This is a genomic window from bacterium, from assembly GCA_021371935.1.
Taxonomy (GTDB): Bacteria; Armatimonadota; UBA5829; order UBA5829; family UBA5829; genus UBA5829.
This window is the reverse complement of record JAJFVF010000022.1, coordinates 175747-197421: the sequence shown is the minus strand read 5'-3', so window position 1 is coordinate 197421 and position 21675 is coordinate 175747. Positions and strand designations below refer to the sequence as shown.

The 21675-nt window shown below is 49.5% G+C and carries 10 protein-coding genes; 5 read left to right on the top strand and 5 right to left on the bottom strand.

Annotation, left to right across the window (positions count from 1 at the left end; genetic code table 11):
- Positions 1–9: 9 nt before the first annotated feature.
- From LLG46_15400 to LLG46_15385, 4 genes are all read left to right on the top strand, one after another.
- Positions 10–1107 (top strand): glycosyltransferase family 4 protein, encoded by a 1098-nt coding sequence (locus LLG46_15400; GenBank protein MCE5324680.1) that lies wholly within the window; start codon positions 10–12, stop codon positions 1105–1107.
- 14 nt (positions 1108–1121) lie between these two features.
- Positions 1122–2486, top strand: coding sequence for a hypothetical protein (locus LLG46_15395; GenBank protein MCE5324679.1), 1365 nt, complete (start codon positions 1122–1124; stop codon positions 2484–2486).
- A 149-nt stretch (positions 2487–2635) separates the two neighbouring features.
- Positions 2636–3454, top strand: a complete 819-nt coding sequence (locus LLG46_15390; protein MCE5324678.1) for a class I SAM-dependent methyltransferase — start codon at positions 2636–2638, stop codon at positions 3452–3454.
- Between the two features lie 20 nt (positions 3455–3474).
- Entirely contained in the window at positions 3475–4044 is a 570-nt protein-coding gene (locus tag LLG46_15385) for a serine acetyltransferase (GenBank protein MCE5324677.1), read from the top strand.
- Here LLG46_15385 and LLG46_15380 read toward each other — a convergent pair.
- Both LLG46_15380 and LLG46_15375 read right to left on the bottom strand, forming a co-directional pair.
- Positions 4019–5140 carry a glycoside hydrolase family 99-like domain-containing protein gene (locus LLG46_15380; protein ID MCE5324676.1) on the bottom strand — a complete coding sequence of 374 codons (1122 nt, stop codon included), beginning with the start codon at positions 5138–5140 and terminating at the stop codon, positions 4019–4021. The genes LLG46_15385 and LLG46_15380 overlap by 26 nt on opposite strands.
- Positions 5141–5427: 287 nt before the next feature.
- On the bottom strand, positions 5428–6996 hold the full coding sequence (locus LLG46_15375) for a zinc dependent phospholipase C family protein (protein ID MCE5324675.1): 1569 nt from the start codon (positions 6994–6996) through the stop codon (positions 5428–5430).
- 384 nt (positions 6997–7380) lie between these two features.
- Here LLG46_15375 and LLG46_15370 point away from each other — a divergent pair, with 384 nt between their 5' ends.
- A complete protein-coding gene (locus LLG46_15370; protein MCE5324674.1) occupies positions 7381–13587 on the top strand; it encodes a chitobiase/beta-hexosaminidase C-terminal domain-containing protein in 6207 nt (2068 codons plus the stop codon).
- 310 nt (positions 13588–13897) lie between these two features.
- Here the strand turns inward: LLG46_15370 and LLG46_15365 are convergent, their stop codons facing one another.
- From LLG46_15365 to LLG46_15355, 3 genes are all read right to left on the bottom strand, one after another.
- Entirely contained in the window at positions 13898–15700 is a 1803-nt protein-coding gene (locus LLG46_15365) for a pre-toxin TG domain-containing protein (protein MCE5324673.1), read from the bottom strand.
- 118 nt (positions 15701–15818) lie between these two features.
- A complete protein-coding gene (locus LLG46_15360; protein ID MCE5324672.1) occupies positions 15819–18671 on the bottom strand; it encodes a hypothetical protein in 2853 nt (950 codons plus the stop codon).
- A gap of 962 nt (positions 18672–19633) precedes the next feature.
- The gene (locus tag LLG46_15355; protein ID MCE5324671.1) at positions 19634–21304 is read right to left on the bottom strand and encodes a sigma-70 family RNA polymerase sigma factor; all 1671 of its coding nucleotides are present in this window, start codon (positions 21302–21304) and stop codon (positions 19634–19636) included.
- Between the last annotated feature and the right edge of the window lie 371 nt (positions 21305–21675).

Sequence of the window (21675 nt, the reverse complement as noted above, 5' to 3'; positions counted from 1 at the left end):
GAATCTGAAGTGAGTGAACCTTGTCAGACAGAAAATGCCGAAAGGCATTCGCTTTTTCAGGGGCTGAGGATATGCATGGTTGCGCCATATTTACCTCGACGCGGCGGAGTTACCATACAAACACATCTCATGGTAGATGGACTATTCAAGGAAGGCGCCGAAGTTGTAAAGGTCGACACCATTTTGCACAGTCTCAGCTCTAGTTATTTACTGCCGCTGCGTATGTTGCTTCAATTCATTGTCACTGCCTTACGTTTCCTAAAAGTGGCGCCGAGTTGTGATGTAGTTCACATTCAAGCCTGTTCGTGGTGGGGGTTCCTACCAGTTATAGCCTGTGCTCCGCTGAACAAGTGGTTTGTTAAAAAGCGACTGGTCATTAGTTTTCATGGAGCCAGGGGGCATATATGGATACGCAGGCTGGGGACCATTGTTATTCCGTTTTTGAAAATGGCGGATGTCCTGGTGGTTGTTTCGCCACTGTTGAAAGAAACCTTTGCCAAATACAACGTCTCCTCAGAAGTGCTTTGGAATCTGGTGAACCTGAATAGATTTCACTACCGTGAACGGACTGATGCGAAATCGGACATAGTATGGATCCGCCATTTTATCGATATGTGCGACCCGCTTACCGCACTTAAAGCCTTTGCCATTGTAAAGAAAGAGATTCCAGAAGCAACGATTACCTTTATCGGCGACGGCCAACTAAAGCCGCAGCTTGATCAGTACATAGCTGAAAACAACCTGCAAGGTGTACGATTTACTGGCAGGCTGCCAAATGAGCAAGTGCCCGCCGAATTCGACAAGGCATCTATATTTCTAAACTCGTCCAAAAGTGACGGTTTTCCCACGTGCCTGCTCGAAGCATCGGCATCGGGGCTGCCCATAATCACAACTGACCCCGGCGGCATACCAGATATGATAGAAAACGGCATCAATGGGCTTGTTGTTCCAGTTGGTGACTATGAGGCTCTTGCCGAAGAAGTGATTTCTCTAGTAAGAGATGCTGAACGTGCCCGGAGTTTGGGAAAGGCAGCCAGGAAGAACGCAGAAAAATATGATTGGCCCAGATGTGCACGTGATCTTGCAATATTATACGGTATCAAATGATTGGCACGCAATTTATGGGAACCAGAGATTTTGTTGTCAAAAAAATAGGACTGCCTGTCGCTGAGCGGATAAAAGGCTGGCCGGTGTCAAGTTATCTGAGTGAACTAAATAAATCACAATGGTGGACGCCGGCTCAGTTGACCGAATTGCAAAATGATAAACTGAGGCGGCTGGTTAAGCATGCTTATGAAACAGTGGAATTCTACAGGGAAATTTTTGACTCTGTAAGTCTGACTCCGAGTGACATAAAATGTGCACAAGATCTGCCAAAAGTGCCAATTATAAACAAGGCTCTGCTCAAGACGAACTACCCCGCAAAAACCATTTCCTCTGAATATGACGCAAATGAGCTGAATGTTATGGCCAGCAGCGGATCGACCGGCGAACCGTTTCAGTTTTTGATGTCTGACAGCGAAAAGGCATGGAAATGGGCAAGCATAGCAAGGTTTTGGGGATGGGGCGGATACGAACTGGGTGATAAATATGTCAACATTACACGAACTCCTCATCGTGCATTTAGAAATGGCTGGCTGCACCGTTTGGAGGAAGCGTTTTCAGGAATGCTGGCGATCGACTCGTTCGAACTTTTTGAGGGCAATGCAGAAAAATACGCTCGGCAAATTCTGGATTTTAAACCCAAGATGCTACGAGGTCATTGTTCAGCGCTCCACTATCTTGCTCAAGTACTTCACGACACCGAGCAAAAGCTTCAATTTCAAAGCGTGTTTACTACGGGAGAGAAACTATACGATTTCCAACGCGAGGTGATGGAATCAGTATATGGCTGCAGGGTGCACGACCACTATGGTGGAGAATCAATGGAAATTGCCTGTCAGTGCGACCATGGAAAAAGCTATCACATTAATGCAGAGAATGTGATCGTTGAGGTTGTTGATGCACAAGGCAATCCTTGTACCCCCGGAGTGAGAGGAGAACTGGTGATTACTGACCTCAACCAGTATTCAATGCCGTTCATACGCTACAACATTCAAGATGTAGGTGTCCTTTCAAGTTCGTTGTGTTCCTGTGGACGCGGTCTGCCATTGCTTGATGAGATATCCGGTAGAGTGACTGATTTTGCGGTGACTCCGTCTGGAAAGCCTGTGTTAATGTTGGTATTTACTGGAATGTTCCTGGCTATGCCTGTAGAAGTAAAGGCATTTCAGATCGTTCAAGAGAAAATTGATCTGTTCAATATAAATATTGTGCCGGGAATAGACTTTGAGTCTGTGCGGGACAAGATACTGCATCAAGCACATGACTATCTGGGAGATGATGTAACCGTCAACATTGTAATTGTGGATAAAATACCATTAACCGCAGGCGGTAAAAGACGTCTGTTTGTATCTAAATGCTCCAGCCAGCCTGAGGGAATATAACTATGCAGCGAATTTGCCTTTCGGATGATGTTGTCAATTCTTTACGTTGTCCCAAATGTCGATCAGTGCTTGTGTCTGACTTGGATTCTCTTAAGTGTGCTTCAAGCGAATGCAGTAGGGTTTACCCAGTTGTTGATGGCATACCTGTTTTGATCAATGAAGACGACAGTGTGTTTTCCATGTCGGATTTTGTAGATCACAAATCCACATTCTTTAGGAGACGTTCCAGGATAGCCGAACTAATTGAAAAGATAACTCCTACTTCGGGCAAAAACGTAAGTGCAAGCCGCAACTATGAGAGGTTTGCTCAAACCCTTGTTAAGCAGTGTTCCGCCCCAAGAGTGTTGGTGATTGGGGGAAGTATTCTGGGTGAAGGTATGGAACATCTACTGGGCTATAGGCAAATTGAATTGATTGATTCGGATATCTCGTTTGGTCCCAGAACAAAGTTGATCTGCGACGCACACGACATTCCGTTTGTCGACAATACTTTTGATGGCGTGATAGCACAGGCTGTTTTGGAACATGTTCTGGATCCATATCGCTGTGTGGAAGAAATTCATCGGGTGATGAAGTCTGACGGGTTAGTATATGCTGAGACTCCATTTATGCAACCGGTCCACGGCAGCTGCTATGATTTTACACGATTTACGTATCTTGGTCACAGAAGACTGTTTCGTGCTTTTTCTGAGATCGATAGTGGTGTGGCTTGCGGTCCTGGTGTCTCACTCGCAGGTGCTTGGAAGTATTTCCTGTGGAGCTTCAGCAGCAACAGGCTAATGCGTAAGGCTTTGCAGATAGCCGCTTCTTACACAGCGATGATATGGAAATATTTTGATCCTTACTTGATGCACAAAGACTCAGCCCTGGATGCCGCATCAGGTTTTTATTTTATGGGAAGAAAGTCACACGAAGTATTGACTGACAGAGATTTGCTCAGGCTCTATCGGGGTGGTTTCAGCCAATAGTTTTGGTGGAAATGGCAGCTATGTTCGATAACTTTAAGGAAGATATAGATCGCTACGCGTTTATGGACGGAAGATCATGGCTTTATCATCTTGTCATGGACCAGGGTCTGTGGGCGCTTGCTCAGTATCGCTACATCAGGTGGGTTGAGAATAAAGCCAGAATACCACTAATATATCAATTGCTTCGATTAGTTGGCTCTGTCTGGCATAAGGCTGTACAAGTGGCGACAGGCATCGATATTCACGAAAGCGCAAAGATTGGGAAAGGTCTGTATATCGGACATTTTTCATGTATATTCATAGCTGGTGGGGTAATAATGGGTGAATATTGCAATATTAGCCAAGGCGTTACGTTGGGTTATGCCGGCAGAGGTGACAAGCGCGGATGTCCCACAATTGGAGACAGGGTATATATTGCCGCCGGTGCCAAGTTAATCGGCAAAGCAAACATAGGTAATGATGTCGTAATAGGAGCAAATGCTGTTGTCACAAAGGATGTTCCCGATAATGGAGTTGCCGTAGGAGTGCCGGCGCGAGTCATTAGCAACAATGGATCAAAAGATTTCATTCACTTTCGGCACAGGAGTTGACTTCATCGCTAACAACTGTTAGGAATGCTCGCCCGTATTCATGATCAGGTTCCAGATAGTTGCCTTCTGCCCATTCGTTCCAAGATCGGATGAATACGAGGCGATGGTCAATCGGTCGCTCAATTACCTTGTCAATTCCATCTCTCAAGTGTTTGCGAAACGCCTCGGGAGTACACCCCCTATAAACAAGTCCACGACTGAAGCCGTGGCGTGGGGTATTGTCCCAATTGCTTAACACGGCAGGAAAACAATAATCCGGCAGAGGAGAGGGACTGAAAGCATTACTAACACATTTGGTGTAGTCGTGTATTACAGGCCTCTTGAAAAAAGAACGAATTGCGATTTTGAGCTTGTCCAGAGTAATCTCTTCGTTGTTATGCAATAATGAACTGCCGGTCGGAGACAAGCCGGTGGTTGTCAGGCAGCCATCAAATCCATAATCACCTGGCGTCCAAGAACTCATATCCCATGGGCTGCAGCAGATGCCCATAATAAAGATACCCTTAAGCCCTGACTTTTCAGCAAGACAATGCCACTGATCGGCAAATTGCCTCGGCTCCGGCAGGTGTGTGGGTCTAAACACTATGAACAGTGGCTTGCCATCCACAGTTATGTATCTGTGATCATTGAATGCAGGTAAAAGGGCATAGAAATGTGCTTCATAATCTTTTGGGCCTGGGTAGGTCTGCTCAAGGAAGACCTTGTCGGGTAAACCAACCCATGCGGCGCTCCATGAATGATTTGCCCATGCCAAGCAAAAAGGAAAGTCTGGTACACCCGATTCAAGCACCTCACTAAAAGGCGTTTCCAGTATGCGACGTCCGGCAAACCAGTAATGCCAATAGCAGAATCCTTCGATACCGTACTGACGTGCCAATTCTGCTTGAGCAATACGTGACTCCGGCAATCTCAGATCGTAATAGCCCAGATCAGCAGGAAATTTAGGTTGTTTATGTCCTCTGAAGAGCGGCTTGGCTCTGGTGACATGTGTCCATTCTGTAAACCCTTTTTCCCACCATTCGTCATTTTCGGGGATAGGGTGGTACTGCGGAAGATAGTGCGCGATTATTCGAACTTTGCGTTGCTGACTCGCCATATGATGTATACCAAATACGCCTTCACTAATAGAATCATTTCTATTATAGCATAGAGTTGTAGACTGCAAAAAACGTTTAGTTATTGCAGTGCAATCGCTCTTCTACCTCAGCATGATTGAGTGATACCAAACCGCTAAAGAGCCTTATCATACCACTGATTAAATCTATTTGTTGTTCACTTTTGCCATTCAAGGTATCTACCCTGTTGTTTGTCTACGCCTCTCCCTTATGTTTACCATTGACGCGGAAACTGCTTCAGATATAAAACAGGTTTCCTTGATTGTGCTTATTCCGCAGCAATCTCTACCTTTAGACCCAGTGCGATATTTTGCTCCGACACAGTTTTTGGTCCCTCTTCACTTGTGTAATAGTTCCAATCCAGATCGGCGGTGACAAATAGATTTAGATATTCCTTTCCGCCTTGGATTTTGTCTATTTTAGGCAGCTTCCATTCAAAGCAGTCGTCTTTGACCTTCGGATGTATTCCTGATGAATATGACTTGCCTGTGCCTGCACCATAGCGTGTGTTCCAAGTATAAGACGGCTTCCAGGTGTATTTTTCGCTTATTAGCGAGAGGTCATATTCGTAGGGCTTGTTTCTGAATGTGGATCTGTAATGAAGAGCATACGGGTCTTGCTTCAGAATCTGCACGCTGCTTCCTGTGTATTCCGACTTCTTGTCGCAACGCCATTTCTTGCCGGTATTCGCACTTACCTGCACCTTCAAAACACCATCTGCGGGCATTTTCATCACGTTACCTTGATACGGAACCAGCTTAATGCCGTTTACATAATAATCCGCCGATATCGAACCTCCCGGTGTGATGATTATCTGGCGAGTGTCTACTGGCTGTTGTCCCTTAATTAGCTCGATAAGCTTCTGATGCCGCGCGCTGGGGTTCATTGACTTTACAATGCCCCACCAATTCAAATTCTCACGTCCCCACTGCTCAGGGACCTTACCATCGTTTATTTCTATACATTCTTTGCGAAGTTCACGAAAGTCATCAGTGACAATCGGGCCGTAGTCCAGATCATAGTCTTGGAAGAGTCCCGGGCTGGATGCGAATCTCACTGTGTCCTGTATCGACTTTCCGGCCAATGCCTGCCACTGCTTTTGGAGATCGGATTTTGGCAGAGTCACTTTTTGCATAGCGGCGAGTTCTGCGATGAGTTTCATTCGCATGACCTTCACACTGGACTGCAGTTTTTGCTCAGTGACATTCGATGATTTTGACACTAGCTGATATGGTATGTCGAATGCTATCTTCCAGTCCGGCTTCTTGTATGTGTCTGCAAGATATCGGCTGAACTGAATCTCATCTGCGGTATGTACACCCTTTTTCCCGGTGTTGCAAAACTCATATGCATCCCCGCATCGTGCATTTACTTTCGGATGGATAGCGATATCTGTGGCGCAGTGGCTCAACCATCCGATGGAAAAGCAAACGCCCTTCATGGCTTCTTTAACCTTGCCCGGCTTGGACGGGTTGCCATCGGGAAGCGATTGCGCCTGTTGCAGAGCCGTCTCGGCATTATCGAGCAGTTTTGTGAATATTTTGGTGGTTCTGCCATGGTGAGCTTGATCGACAATACACGCCAAGTCCGGGGCTATTGCGCCATTACAGAAAGAGTTTCGGCAAGAGGGGTCTTTTAATGCCTCTTTGAACTGCTGCGGCAAGCTTGAAGATTGCATTATTTGCTCAACTGCGGCTCGGGCTATGTAGTAATGCCCAACTCCGCCGGCGGAGTATGCGGGTGTGGTAAATGACAATGCCGGTAAAATCAAAAAAGCAATGCCGAACATCGTCCCGACGTTATTATAGCGACACCTTGAGATACTTGTGCTGTTCATACTCTCCCACCAATCCATCTACAGCCTATAGCTTTATTATAATGCATACTCGGATTGCGTGCATGCTTTGGGTTATTTTCCGGAACTATACAACAGCTCTGCCTTAGTTTTCAAATTAGCTGGCTCTGGTAGCGTAATGACTTGCGACTATATGTTCAAAAGCCTGCATTCAGTGTTTGTTTTTGTTCCAACACTCACACGATCTGCCTATGGGCGTCAAAATGGCCTTGACAGAGCCGTCTTTGGCGGCTAACCTAAAAGTGGTCACAAAAACGAGCAGGCTTCACACATCATTAATGGAAACATAAGATAGACACGAATCTTTATGCCTGACCAATAAGTTTATATCATTGTCGCCACAGGTGTGACTCAGGGAGAGAGAACATGAGACGCATATTCGTGCCAAGTCATATGTTGGTCGCTGTTGCTTTATGCTGCTTTGCCTTGGCAATTCCGGCACATGCCAGAATTTACTATGTCGACCAAAACGCCGCAGGTGGCATACACGACGGCAATAGTTGGGTCACAGCGTATCTCGCAATAAATAATGCAATGAGCTTGGCTGCATCCGGCGATGAAATATGGGTTGCCGCAGCCGCTTATGTGGAAAGGATTACGCTCACAGACGGAGTTGCGCTATATGGAGGTTTCGTTGGGACAGAAACAACGAGGTACCAGCGCAACTGGCGTACAAATACCACAACCATTAACGGCAATCAAGAAGGGTCCGTAGTTACGGTTCCTGGTGGAGGCACTGTCGATGGGTTTACCATAACCAATGGCCGTGCCGGTGAAGGAGCGGGGATATACTGCACCGGCACAGGGGCGCCTACCATCACAAATAATATTGTTACTGCGAATATATGCACCACTTACGGTGCTGCAGTGGGAGGAATCTACTGCCTTGCCGGTTCACATGCCGTCATAATCAACAACAGGATTACGTCAAATGTTTCCTACGGCGTCGGTATGGCAGGCGGCGCTCCCGTCACGATCTCGAACAACTGGATATCAGACAATGATGGAGGTGTTCTCTGTAAATATCCCATGAACGCCTCGGCAAATGTGGTGGGCAATACCATTGTTGACAACGGCTACACCGGCATATACTGCTATCACCAGCCGTTTACTCTTGCGAACAACATTGTGGCTTATTGCACTGGTGTTGCGATCTATGTTTCGGGCAGTGGTGGAGAGCCGACCGTTCAGAATAACTGTCTGTTCGGCAACTCCACGAATTATTATGGCATATCTGCTGGTTCCGGCGACATCTATGATGATCCGGCTTTTGTTGACACATCCGGCGGTGACTATCATATTACGGGTTCTTCCTCATGTCTTAATGCCGGTATAAGTTCTGCTTCCGGTGTTGCGTCGATTGACATCGATGGACAAGTTCGCATTTACGATATCGCGATAGACATTGGTGCTGATGAGTTTTGCAGCCCATTTATATACAAGCCGCAGATAAGTCCCGGAACAGGCACTTACAACCAGACTCAGAGCGTCACTATTACCTGCGATACTGCGGGTGCGGTCATTCACTATACTACCAACGGCTCTGAACCGACTGAATCAAGCCCGACGGTGGCATCCGGTGGAACCGTATCAGTGACAACCAGCCTGACTTTGAAGGCCAAAGCGTTCAAAACAGGTTTACCTCCGAGTTCCACGACCACAGGCATCTACACGCTTGTGGCTTCAGACCCCACATTTTCACCAGACGGCTATGTGGGCACTGTCAGTCCACAGACCGTGACAGTAAGCTGTGCGTCAGTTGGCTGCACGGTCCATTACACTACGAATGGAATCGATCCGACTACCAGTGATCCGGTAATTGCATCGGGAGGGACACTTTCCATCAGTCAAAGCACTGTTTTGAAGGCAAAGGCGTTTCGGACCGGATGGACATCGAGTGGTGTCAAAACGTCAGTCTACAGGTTCGGTAACAGACAGTATGTCTGGAATGTGTCGCCCGGTTCGGCTCATGACGGTTTCTCGTGGCAAACCGCGTTCCAGAGCATAACTGCTGCGTTAAGCGGTGCGGTATCGGGTGATGAAATCTGGGTTGCGCAGGGAACTTATGTCGAGAACATAACCATGAAAGACGGTGTCTCGCTCTATGGCGGGTTCGTTGGAAACGAGACATCGCTCTCCACTCGCAACTGGAAAGCAAATGAGACCATAATTGACGGCAATCAGGCGAGCACCGTTATTCTTGTACCTGACACTGTCACGACGTCATCCAGGATCGATGGTTTCACCATCAGAAACGGCAAAACCGAGGAAACATTGTTCCAAGGCGGTGGCATTACTTGCGACGGAGGTTCGTTGGTAATCACCAACAATAAGATTACCGGCAATGTCTCGACTGGAAACGGTTGGGTGACGGGTGGGGGAATCAATTTCTGCAATTCAAATTCCATAGTGACGAACAACATCATATCCGGTAATATAGCGAACTTTGGCGGCGGTTTTTGCACAAGCAACAGCTTTCTGACAATTACCAACAATACCATTGTGGACAATACTGCAGTTTATGATGGTGGCGGCATCTACCTGGCATCTTCACCGAGCACAATGGAGAACAACATAATTGCCTTCAACTCATCCGGCATCTACCAAGGTCAAACCGCACCTCCAACGCTCGACCATAACTGCGTTTACGGCAATACTTCATATGATTATTCAGGGCTGTCCGCTTCCGCACACGACATTTCCGCCAACCCACAATTTGTGGACAGAGCGGGAGCCGACTATCATCTGTCTTCCACGTCGCCTTGTCGTGATGTCGGCCTAAATACGGCACCCGGCATACCTTCAGACGATATGGATGCGCAGTCGCGCATAGGCAACACGGCGGTAGACATTGGTGCGGACGAATATTGGCCGATGGTCGCCACGCCTACGCTTACTCCCGACAGTGGAACCTATAACAGCACGCAGAGTGTTGTGATTCACTGCGCCACTTCGATGGCGATGATGCACTATACCACCAACGGTAATATACCGACAGAATCGGATACACCCATCGCCGAGGGCGGGACGATCTCTGTGAACGGCAATGCCATACTTCGAGTGAAAGCATGGAAGTCGGGACTTCAGCCGAGCTATGTCAAGACAGGTATTTATAATCTGGCTTCCGCGACCCCTTCTTTCAATCCTGCCGGAGGCACGTTCAATACAACGAAGAACGTATTGGTTACCTGTTCCACTGCAGGTGTGACGATTCACTACACAATAAACGGGCTTGAGCCTACAGAGTCAGACCCGACCGTGGCATCCGGTTCGACTGTTGCTGTCAACCAGAGTCTGACATTGAAAGCCAAAGCGTTCAAAACAGGCTGGACACCGAGCGAGGCCAGGAGCGCGGATTTCACCCTTGTCGCGGCGATTCCAACATTCAGTCCCGACGGCGGCACCTATTCGACCGGGCAGAGTGTGACAGTCAACTGCACTTCGCCGGGAGTGACTATTCACTATACAACCAACGGAACCGATCCGACCGAGTCCGATCCAGCAGTAGCTTCCGGTGGTATCATACTGGTTCAATATACCTCGACGCTGAAGGCAAAAGCGTTCAGAACCGGTTGGACGGCGAGCGGCGTCAAAAGTGCAAGCTATACGATCACGACTGTCGCGACCCCGCAGCTGAGTCCGGACGGCGGCATATCCAACAGACAGATAGATGTCACGGTCACATGCGTCACGCCGGACGCGACGATCCATTATACGACAAATGGTGTTGATCCCACAGAATCTGATCCGATTGTGGTGTCAGGTTCGACCATTGCCGTCAATCAGAGTCTGACACTGAAAGCAAAAGCGTTCAAGAGCGGATTGACCGCGAGCGCCACAAAGAGTGCGGACTATACTATCACAAACGTGCTATACGTCGATGTCAATGCTTCAGGTCCGACATATGACGGTCTCACGTGGCAGAGTGCTTTCACAACAATAGATGATGCCATTGGAATTGCAGTCAGGGGCAATGAGATATGGGTGGCAGGCGGAGAGTATTTCCTCTATCGGTCATTGCTGCTGACAGACCAACTGTCCCTCTACGGCGGTTTTGCGGGCAATGAGACTTCACGTTCTCAGCGGGATTGGGTTGCCCATGCCTCACAGTTACGAATCAAAGTTGATGAGAGTGTTGTGGTGGTGGACAAAGGAGCGTCTTGGGACACAGTAATAAGTGGTTTTACCATAATGGACGGTAATGCAGACTTTGGAGGTGGTATCGATTGCACCGATGCTTCACCGACGATAGAAAACAATATCATCACAGGCAACACCGCGAGCACGGACGGCGGCGGTATATATGTGGGCGGTGACTCGGCTCCGAATATCTATAACAATCTGATAATTTTCAACAACAGCGTGCGCTTTGGCGGGGCAATTTGTTGTGTTGATAGCGAAGCAAAAATCATCAACAACACGATTTTGAATAATACAGCGGCCGATGGATCTGGAATTGCCTGTCTGGGCGATAGGATGTTTTCACTTGCCAACAACATCATCGCGTTCAACGATTCAGGTATATTCTGCGATGGTTGTCCGCCCGATCTTGTGTCAAACTACGTAGGGCAAAATTCGGTTTATGATTACCTTGGGCTGGACCCTGGGCCGACTGACATTATAGGCGAACATGATCCTGGCTTTGTGGATTATGACAACGGAGACTACCACCTGATGTACACATCATCGTGCGTAGATAGAGGCGATAGTTCTCTTGTGCCAACAGGGTGGGTTGATATGGACGCAAAAGAGCGAATTAGCGGATCGAGTGTAGATGTCGGAGCCTATGAGTGCGGTCTTGCTGCAACTCCTTCATTCAGCCCGGATGGGTGCACAAGCAACCGTCCGATAGATGTGGTGATCTCATGTTCGCTGTCCGGCGCAACGATTCATTATACAACAAATGGACTCGATCCCACGGAATCAGACCCGACGATTGCTTCAGGCGGCTCGATAGCGATTAGTTCGACGACCACGTTGAAGGCCAGATCATTCAAGGCTGGCTGGTCTCCCAGTGCGGTGAAAACCGCTCAGTATACGATTACCAACCTGGTGTATGTGTGGGACAGTGCTCCGGGTCCGACTCACGATGGTATGACCTGGCAGACAGCCTGCCTGTCGGTGTCGGACGGCATTCATTTTGCTGTGACGGGCAATGAGATATGGGTCGCCGCCGGTCATTATTACGATAATATCACTCTTCCGGCAGAGGTTTGCCTATACGGCGGTTTTGTGGGCAATGAAACCGCAAGGTATCAAAGAAACTGGAATGCAAATGCCACCATCCTTGACGGCGATCGAAGGTCCAGTGTGATTACTGTGGCCTCAAACGCCACTACTGCAACAGTGATCGATGGTTTTGTCATCGAAAATGGTTATGCCGAGAGGGGAGGAGGTATATGCTGCGTTGAGTGCTCTCCGACCATCACCAATAATGTCATTCGATATAATGGGTCCAATGAATGTGGGAGTGGAGTATATTGCGATAGATCAAGTGCAGCAATCAAAAACAACATATTCGATGGCAATTACGGTCCCATAGGCTCTGCGATAGCTTTAGAAGGCGAATCATTAGTTTCCATGGTCAATAACACATTCGTAAGAAACGAATCAAAAGGGGGCGGAGCTGTTTCGTCCCGTTCAAGCTCGTTGCCGGAAATGGTCAACAATATCGTGGCGTTTAATCAAAGCGGAATATATTGCGACAGTGCCTCTATAAAGCTCTACAACAATTGTATATACGGCAATGTGGAGTTCGATTACATCGGCATCGAACATGGTCGGTCTGATATCAATGATGATCCACACTTTGTTGATTTTGATGGCGGCAATCTGCACCTAAGCGAAAATTCCTGCTGTATCGACTCTGGAACTAATCGTCATACCATGGTCCTTGATCTGGATGGTGCTATTCGCCCTCAGGACGGCGACATAGACACCACTGCAGCTTGGGACATTGGTGCATACGAGTATCCTCTGAATCTCTATGGAGCCAAAAATACTTATCCAGAGGGCAGTGCAATAGCTTTTGGCGGCGCGGCTGTGACGGCACAAATGACGGGTTCGATCTATGTCGAGAGAGTCGATCGCACCGCAGGTATCCGAGTAGACACTACTGACACTTTTACAGTGGGGACGCTCGTCAACGTGTCCGGTCAGATCCTGGTGGATTCAATATCCGGTGAGTGCTATATTGCGGCATCGGCTCCTTGGCCGGAACCTATGTCCGGACAGTGTATCATACGGCCTTTTGGCTTTGTAAATAAGAGCCTGGGCGGTGGTCCTTGTGGCATTCAGGACGGAATATCGGATGGATACGGGCTCAATAATATAGGTCTGCTGGTTACTGTTTTCGGGAATGTGACTGCCGTAGACACGAGCAGTCCAAGGCGCTGGTTTATTATTGATGACGGTTCATCTGTCGGGGTGAAGGTGACGGTGCCGCTCGGTGTCACAATAAACCCGGTCTGGCAGTTCGCAACGGTTCGAGGCATCAGCTCCTGTGAGAAAGTGGGGGAGAACCTCTGCAGAGTGATTATATGTCGGGATCAGGCAGACATCTCAGCTCTGTAGTAGACTTGTCAACGTTGCTGAATACCGCCGAACCTGGATCAATAATCCTAAATATCTCGTCGGATGCACAAAAGGCAGAGCGCTGTACAACTGCTTTGCCTTTATCTTCAAATTTTCTGGCTCCCCGCTTTATCTTTCCTCGAAACTCTCTCATTCGCCTGTAGCACTCCACCAGGAATCACGATCTGTTCGTTATAGCTACTTTTTTCTCAACTTGAAGTAGCTGGTCAACAGTAATGAAGGCTATCCGCTTTACTACCGGCAGGGGCTTCTCAGATTCTGCAGGAGATCGAAAACTACCCAGCGGGAACTAGGGAGCTTCCGTCATAGCTGCGGCTAAAGGTTTCATTTCGGCTGCCGCCTCCTTGAGATCTTTCTGGTTGATGTCGACTCCGATGATCTCGAAGTTGAACTTCGACTCCTTCAGCTCCTTTTTGATGAGAGAGCAATTCACGTCCTTTGGCAGCACACCAAAGAACTTGGTCTTGGTGGGACTCACCCGCACGACCGTATCCTTCGTTCCGATCTGGATGTGCGTCAGACTTGCTTCATCTCCATATATCCGTTCGATGTCACGCCGGATTTGGCCGCCGCGCTCTGTCTGGATTATCTCACGTTCAATTTGCTCTATAGTTTGGTTGTAGGCTTTTCCTTGGAGCCTTGCAACTTCGCGGCCGTCACGCCAAACATCCTTGGCGAACGCACGTAGTTCAGCACGTTCGAGCTTGCTCAGAGAAGAGATGCTGGTTGATGCCAGACTCAACTCGCGCGCTGCGTACTTCCCGGCTTTGGCTTCGAAGATTGCCACGATCTGAAAGACACCCTTGTCGTGGTAACCGATTATTCCATCCGTTATCTGATGGCTGCTTGCGTCGCGGATCAGATGGCCTGGGATGTACTCCAGTTGCTTGCCGGGGACTGACAGGCCCAAGGCTAATGGACCGGTTCGAGTGTTAAGCCAGGGGACGACGCGGGACTCGATCAACTCCTCGAGCAACTGACCTTTCAGGTGGTCGACATTCGGCCCCTTTTCCAGGACGCGCTGCATTGCGGGACCGTCTAATTTGCGCAGGATAGGATACTTGCTCGAGAGATTCTGCCACAGGTCGATTACTGCCTGGTCGACGGTTGTTGAGACTCCGCCGCCGCTTTTGACGATGGCGGGAAGCGCTTTTGCGGCGGCGGTGGCGAGCTTCTTATCGAGCGTTTTGTGTGCGCGTACGACACTCTCTGCTTCTTGCAGTGTGCGAAGTACATTCCCATCTGCATTAGCGCGTCCGGCGGCAGCGATTGTCTGCGACCACTTCGCGGCGTCGCGGCCGTAGAGGGCAACCATTCTCGACTCGGTGTAGACTGCACGGCTTGCTTTAACGAATCGGCCTGCGATCGGAAGAACAACGCCAGTTGCAAGGATCCCGCGTTCGATGTCGGTTAGCTTGTAGCCGAGCAGGTCTTTGCCGGTATAGGCTTCATATGCTGACACGGCATTTCCGACGACTGGAATAATTGAGATTGCAAACTCTATCGCTTCTACCATAACCGGGCGCTCTATTGGGACTTCACTGATCTCTGTGTCAAGCGGGATTTGCTGGGATAGACGGAACAGGGCAATAAGATCTGGGCGCTCGCCAAGCATTTGATGGAAACCTTCGCGTGCGCTCAATGCCCAGAATTCGGAGGACTTCTGATGGCGGTTGAACCAGGCCATCAACTCGCTGGCGAGTATGGCGATGATGCGTGGTGTCTGTGGGTTCTCTTTGTACAAGTAACAGCGACCAATGAATTTATCTGTGACCGACTGGTATTCCTTGTTGATGTTTTGGAGCAGTTGCTTCCCAAAGGCATTGTACTCATCGTACTTCTTTCTGAAAATCTCAGGTTCAGTCGTCTCCGGAAACAGCTCGCGTAGAGCTAGCTGGTTGCAGAAGCGCTGCCATTCATCAACGCCAGGTGCTCTGTAAGGAGGTTTAGAGGAGAACTCCTCGAAAAGGAAGATGCTTTCCGGTGACTCTCTGAGGATAGCCTCCATGATCTCCAGGGTGCGCCGTACAAGGGCGATCTCGTCATTGCTTGTTCGGCCGGCCGCTAGGAGCTTGTTCAGGTTCTGCTGCATACGGATGACTCTGGCGCGGTAAGGAGTAAGGTTGTGTACCATAGTCAATATGCTTTCTTTGGTGATCCAGGACTCGGATGTAGATTGGTCCGAATCCTAGGTCAGAATAGGAAGGCCACTATTGCTCTATCCACTCATCGTCGGCATCCTGCGCCCAGACTGGCAGCATGTCATCAGCGCGTAGATGCACTAGGGTGGTTGGGATGCGCACCAGCCACGGGTCGCCTTGTGGATATTCATCCCCAGGTCTGTCTAGCCGCTCGGCTATCTCATCCGCGATTGGAAGATAGAGAGGATTGGATATGGTCGGAAGGGGGCCGCCATTCCAAAGTTCGCCATAGGTTATGAAATGATCGATAGCGCCTTCGAATCCTGGCCTCGCCGGCACCACTACCCTAGCGTACCCGGCTTTTAGAAACTGGTTGAAGAGCGGGTCGGTATCCTCATAGGCAATACGCGCCTCCCATTCGCTCTTGCGGCCCCAGAAGTACGGATAGGTTATCCAAGTCATGTGTTCCCATTCGAATGCCTGCTCGAAGAACCTTACGTAGGCACCTTCTGCTTCGCTCTCATGCAGGTCGATCTGCGGGAGCCCATTTGATCCCATGTCAATGGCGCCGAACATGTCGTAGTGCTGGGCTGTCATAATGCTGATGCAGTTCTTCTTCAACTCATCATTCATGAGTTCGAGGTTGAGGGCAGGGGTTTTGCCTTGGATAGTGATACCTGCCTGCATCTCGAGATTCGCAAGCTTCTCCTCGTATTCAGAGAGCCGAGCCTTGTATGCCTGGGTAAGTTTCGCATGTGTGTCAAGCTGCCAAGCTAGTACTGAACGCTGCGTGCGCTGGCACTTCACCTCGACGGCGACCCCAATATTGGCTACTTTCCAGGTGATCAAAGCGAAGGGAATGGAACCACGTTCTCCATCCAGCGTCGTGCTCCATATCCATCCTCCGTTGTTTACTAGACGATGGTCACGTGAGCCAAGTATGACATCTATGCAGTAGTCGCCTTCCCAGATGGTCTCGACCGTTCCCACGCTACCCCAGACAGCCTCATATTCATCGTCGATCGTGATCTGCCCTGAATGGTTGAAATCTGCATGCTCGTCGCTGCTGGACGCATCGTAGTTGAGACTATAGGTTTTGTATATCTCAGGTGGGGCGATCACGTCCGTTGCTCCGTATTGGTGGACCCAGTAATGGTAGTTTTCCTCGGTGATCTGATCGGCCTGCAGATCAAAAGTGACCGGCTTCTCGATCTCTATCGCATGCTTATGGGCCTTCTGAAACGCTGCGATCAAGAACGCCCCCGGCTCCGGTATTATGAAATCGTAGAGCGCACGGAGTCCGTAGTTGAACATTTGCGCATGGTATACCTTGTTCACCCATTGGTATATGCCTGATATGTTCGCGCCACCGCCGACATTGTCCAACATGTGGCTGTTTCTCTCGTTAACCTCATTTGTGACGCGGAGTGATGAGCGCTGAAGCACTCGCTCTGTGACTTTGTTGGCGCTACGCTGGGTTACGTCCTGGGCGAAGGTTGCTGCGGTCTTCGTCGCTTCCTCTTTGCTGCGCGACATGGAACCTTCGGCACTCGCCGAGAAGTCTACTGATGGTCCGTACTTGCCAGACACCGTGATTCCAGCTTTGAGGGAAGCGTCTTCCTTAATCGTCTCGCTGGTTTCTCGGCTCATCTCAAACCGGTTGGTGGACTCGAGTTCTCGCTCCTCGGAGGTGATCATTTCAGTTTCGAGGAACGTCAGCTCTTCAGTTTCTCGTCGTCTCGTGTGCTCGCGTTCTTTGCGCTCTCCTCTGAGTATGCTCTCTATATGCGCCACATCAGTTGCTTCGTATCGCATTAGTTGCTGCTTGACGACCAGGAGATCAGCTATGCCCACGGGCATAACGCTCCCATGCGTCCCTGTTACCCTGTAGTCAGTCGGGAAGACATAAGTTGCAGGCAGTTCCATGTTGCCTCCAATCACCAAATCGCTCCAGACAGACGGCATGGGCGTGGTAATCATGACCATTGTGTCACCAATACGTTTGAATGTATGCTGCATCGGTTGGCCGAGAAGTGAGTTGAGATTGCTGGTTAGAGCGGTCGCCTCCCTCTGCAGCCTATCCACGACCTGGTCGAGAGGTCGTTCGACGGTATCCAGCTTGTGTTCCTTCAGGATCTGCCGCGTGCATGTAGAAAGAGAGTCCATTGCGGATGGCTTTAGCCGGAAACCGGTCTGTCCGAGTTGGAGGGGCTTGAACTCCGGAGTTCCATTCATACACCGGATTCTCTGGGTTATCGTGCTACGAGTCACTTCCGATGCTGGGGCGTAATGGGTCGGTTGGACAAGTTCTATATGCTCACTGGCGTTCTCCCTTGCTTGGAGACCCGGGTCGGAACCAGTCAATTCCTTCTTCATCTCGTGGATAAAGAGCTGAAGGGGCCTCAACTCGGCTGGCGGTAGATATCCCGGACTCGACTTCTGTGCCGTCGTCTCAAAATGCTCGCCGCCGAGGGCTGTCAGCTCGTTAACTGCGGCCTTCAGTTGTGTGTACCGATCAAACCGATCCTGAATCTCCTTACGCTTCTTGGCTTGCGCTTCTTGCCGCTCTTTCTCCTTTTCCTTCTCACGTTGCACCGTCGACAGGCTTGATTGTAGGTCGGCCTGGTTGGGGAGCCTCAGTGAGCGGCGACGGTATCGGCGCAATGCCGCTCCGTGGCAGGGAAAGTTCTCGTCGGCAGCTACCTTCAGAACTACCTCCAGATCCCTCAATTGGTTAGTTAGATCCTCGATAGGCCGATGTTGTTCCTCAGGCAGAAGTTTTATTTCCAGGATGCTGTCCTTCAAAGAAGCTATTGGGTCTTCGAGAGTCCGCTTTTCTACCAGTTCGGATGGTTTCAAATGAAACGCTTCCTCAATCACCTGCGCTAAATCTATATTCTGAACCATTTCCTTCTGTTCCAATGCAGACAATTCCTGGGCTAACTGTCTAAGTGCCCCAGAGATTGCTAGGTCTTTCGGATCTCCGATGAACGCGGGTGTCTTGACAAACCGGCGCGCAACTGCCTGCATTCGGGCTCGAGACGCTGGAGTGTTGGCAAGTGAAGCCTGAAAAGGAGAATTCTGGGATAAAGAGATACTCGGTGCGTCTTCGCTCTGGGCAATTGCTGGTCGTTTAAGTACCAGCCGGAAAAGTGTTTCCACGGTTATCCGCTCCTCTCGTCAATCTTGCCATCAAAATAGTTAAACCGGTGCTTTGAGAAATAGTCCATTATTGTACAGATAGCGGGGAATGTTAATCTCTTTCCTGGCACCGGTTTTCAACCTCTGGTTGCTACTGCAAGTTGAAATTTCGTACCCCATATCGGGAAGCAATTAAACCATGTCATGTCCAATGCGTCGGACATACACGTAGTCATTGGCAAATGCAAGCTAGAGCAGTTCCAGAAGGCGGTTCTATGTGTTAAGCCCATACATGTAATACCTTACAGTCTGATGGGCGAGAGAATATCAACTCCCAATTTATGATACCGACTACTCGCTTGGCTGCCAAGCTCACACGCAGGAGAATGGACTAGACGTCTAGTTTGCGGCCAAACAGCTCAGATTGACGTTGCTTGCTCCGGACATCATTGAGGCGATCCTGATAATAGAAGAGCCGAATGGGTCACTAGCCACGCTGATAGATTGTCGGCCACCTGGGAAGAGCAGAGGCAATCGCTGGAGACCCGGTGATGGCAAGGGTCGCCATCAGGCATCTATCGTGGAAGCAAGGATTAGTGAGCTTTATGGTCCGGGGATTATCAAAAATTCCCATTCTAGCCTGTATACAAAACAAAAGGCACACCAGACTTTATAACGTCGAACTTGCAAAGTAGGTGAATCTATTACCACGAGTTTGCTGGCGCACCACTTTCTCTATGACATCACTTATAATAGGAAAACAACCTGGTCTGGTCAAACCAGCCCACCATACAGAAGTTCACAGGTGCCGGGTCTCCTGGATGTGGCAGGATTCCTCGGTTGTAGAGGAACCGAAGTCCCTCTGCAGCCGCACTGCCCCTTAACAAGCCGCGCCACGTGCAGAACTGCTCTTCCAGATGACCGAAGCCGAGTTCAGGAAACTTCTCATCAACAAGTCTTGTTGTCCAGTCCACTTCCTGCGCAAGCCGCTTGCAAACCTTGTCAACAATCGGCAGCATCGCCTTGTCGTCTTCGTCGGTAAACACAGGAAATGTGAGTGCCAGCCCATCCTGCTCGCGTCTAAACATCTTTATCTCAATCGCATCAGCAGCAGCTTCACGCACTTTCTCTGTATTCAATCCGGCAGCTTGAGCAATAGAATCAATATCGCTGAATCCTGACGCCAAGGCGCGGAGTATTGACATCCCGTCCCTGTCTGGATGACCTGCAGGTCTTGCGAACGGCAGGCCATGGGTCCAGAACAACCCGTGGTGAAAACTTGGGACAGGCGCATCTCTGGCTGAAGTGACAGAGAACCCGGTATCCCAAAGCACATACTCAGGAGTGACGTTTTCGCGGCCCTGTGCCCAGTAGTGCGCTCCACTTGACGGATGAACAGGTGGTCTAAGTCCGGTATCGACCGATCCATTTCGGAAAATCCCCGTATTGCATACCATTATTGCAAGCGTAGGCCATATTCCTGTATTCCAATCGAAGCCCTGCGCGAGTTTTGGAGAACTCTCCCAAGCAGCTTGCAGTTCAGGCAAAGCTCCTGTAAGCAAATCCGCAACACTCTCCGACCTTGCCCTAATCTTACGGCTGATCTCTATCCGGTCCTCCGCATCAAGCGCAACAAACACAGTTCTGTATCTGCCCCTGCCGACTTTGGCAACCAGCTCTTCAGCCTCAAGCACATCCAGCGCCTCGCGCACATAGACTTCATTGGCATCTATGCGTTTAGCTATCTGCTCAGGGGTTAGTCCGCTTTTGTTTATAGTGAGGCAAATCGACTGACGCAGAACGCTGTCCATCATTCCATCCGGCCACTGCCCATTGACAGACCATTCCATATGCCTGGGTCCCTGTTTTTTCTGTGCCATCTCACTTGCACCTCTCATCATTTCAGACGATGCCCGGAGACTATTGCGTGATTCATGAAGAATGCGCCTGACCGTGCCCGGCGGAATGCCAATGCTTTCGCCGATCTCCCGGCAGGAAAAGCCGTCCAGATAGTGCAGAACTACGATCTTTCGGTTGCGTGCGGAGAGTTCAGCCAGCATCTCTGCTATCCTGGCTTTAGCCTCCGTATCGTCCGGCTGATGGTATGGAGACGTTATCACGGCTTCATTAAGCTCGGTTGTCTCCCGAGACTGCACTGTCCGTCTGCGGAATGCGCATCTGCGAGTGATAGTCATCAGCCATGGTCGGAAGCTGGCCGGATCCTGCAACAAACGGAGGTTAATGAACGCAGCCATAAACGCCTGTTGTGCCACATCCTCCGCACCATCCGCGGTCCCCACCAGCATCCTCGCCACAGAGAGCACACGTGACCGATGCTTCCTGACAAGCTCATCGAAGGCTTCGCTCTTCCCGCCCAACGCCATATTCACAAGTATCGCATCGTCTGTAATCATTGGCTTCTAATATATAGTGCGGATGGAGGCGGTGTTTGGTTCAATGGATTTCTATAGGTTGTAAAAAAGCAGAGCATCTATTATAGAATACTCTGCTTTACATTTTGAGTCTAGCTGGGGACCCTTGCTGGACGATGTCAGACACTATAAAGGCAGGTCGAAGTAAAGACATTTGGTCCGCTTCGGCAGCGATATTCTAGCTCGCATTATTCACGAGAAACGTGAATAATGCTCTCGGAGACCCGGATTATGCGTTTTATGCATAATCCGGGCTAGTAGGCCAATATGTTCTTAATCATCCACTTTATTTTCGCTGACAACACAGTCGAAAAAAGTATCTTTCTAGTAGAAGTTGCTGTTGACAAGTGTGT

Bases quoted from the DNA above. Each gene is read 5' to 3' on its own strand.
- LLG46_15370 (MCE5324674.1), top strand. From the start codon at position 7,381: ATGAGACGCATATTCGTGCCAAGTCATATGTTGGTCGCTGTTGCTTTA.
- LLG46_15385 (MCE5324677.1), top strand. From the start codon at position 3,475: ATGTTCGATAACTTTAAGGAAGATATAGATCGCTACGCGTTTATGGAC.
- LLG46_15365 (MCE5324673.1), bottom strand. From the start codon at position 15,700: ATGCAGCAGAACCTGAACAAGCTCCTAGCGGCCGGCCGAACAAGCAAT.
- LLG46_15355 (MCE5324671.1), bottom strand. From the start codon at position 21,304: ATGATTACAGACGATGCGATACTTGTGAATATGGCGTTGGGCGGGAAG.
- LLG46_15375 (MCE5324675.1), bottom strand. From the start codon at position 6,996: ATGAACAGCACAAGTATCTCAAGGTGTCGCTATAATAACGTCGGGACG.
- LLG46_15380 (MCE5324676.1), bottom strand. From the start codon at position 5,140: ATGGCGAGTCAGCAACGCAAAGTTCGAATAATCGCGCACTATCTTCCG.
- LLG46_15395 (MCE5324679.1), top strand. From the start codon at position 1,122: ATGGGAACCAGAGATTTTGTTGTCAAAAAAATAGGACTGCCTGTCGCT.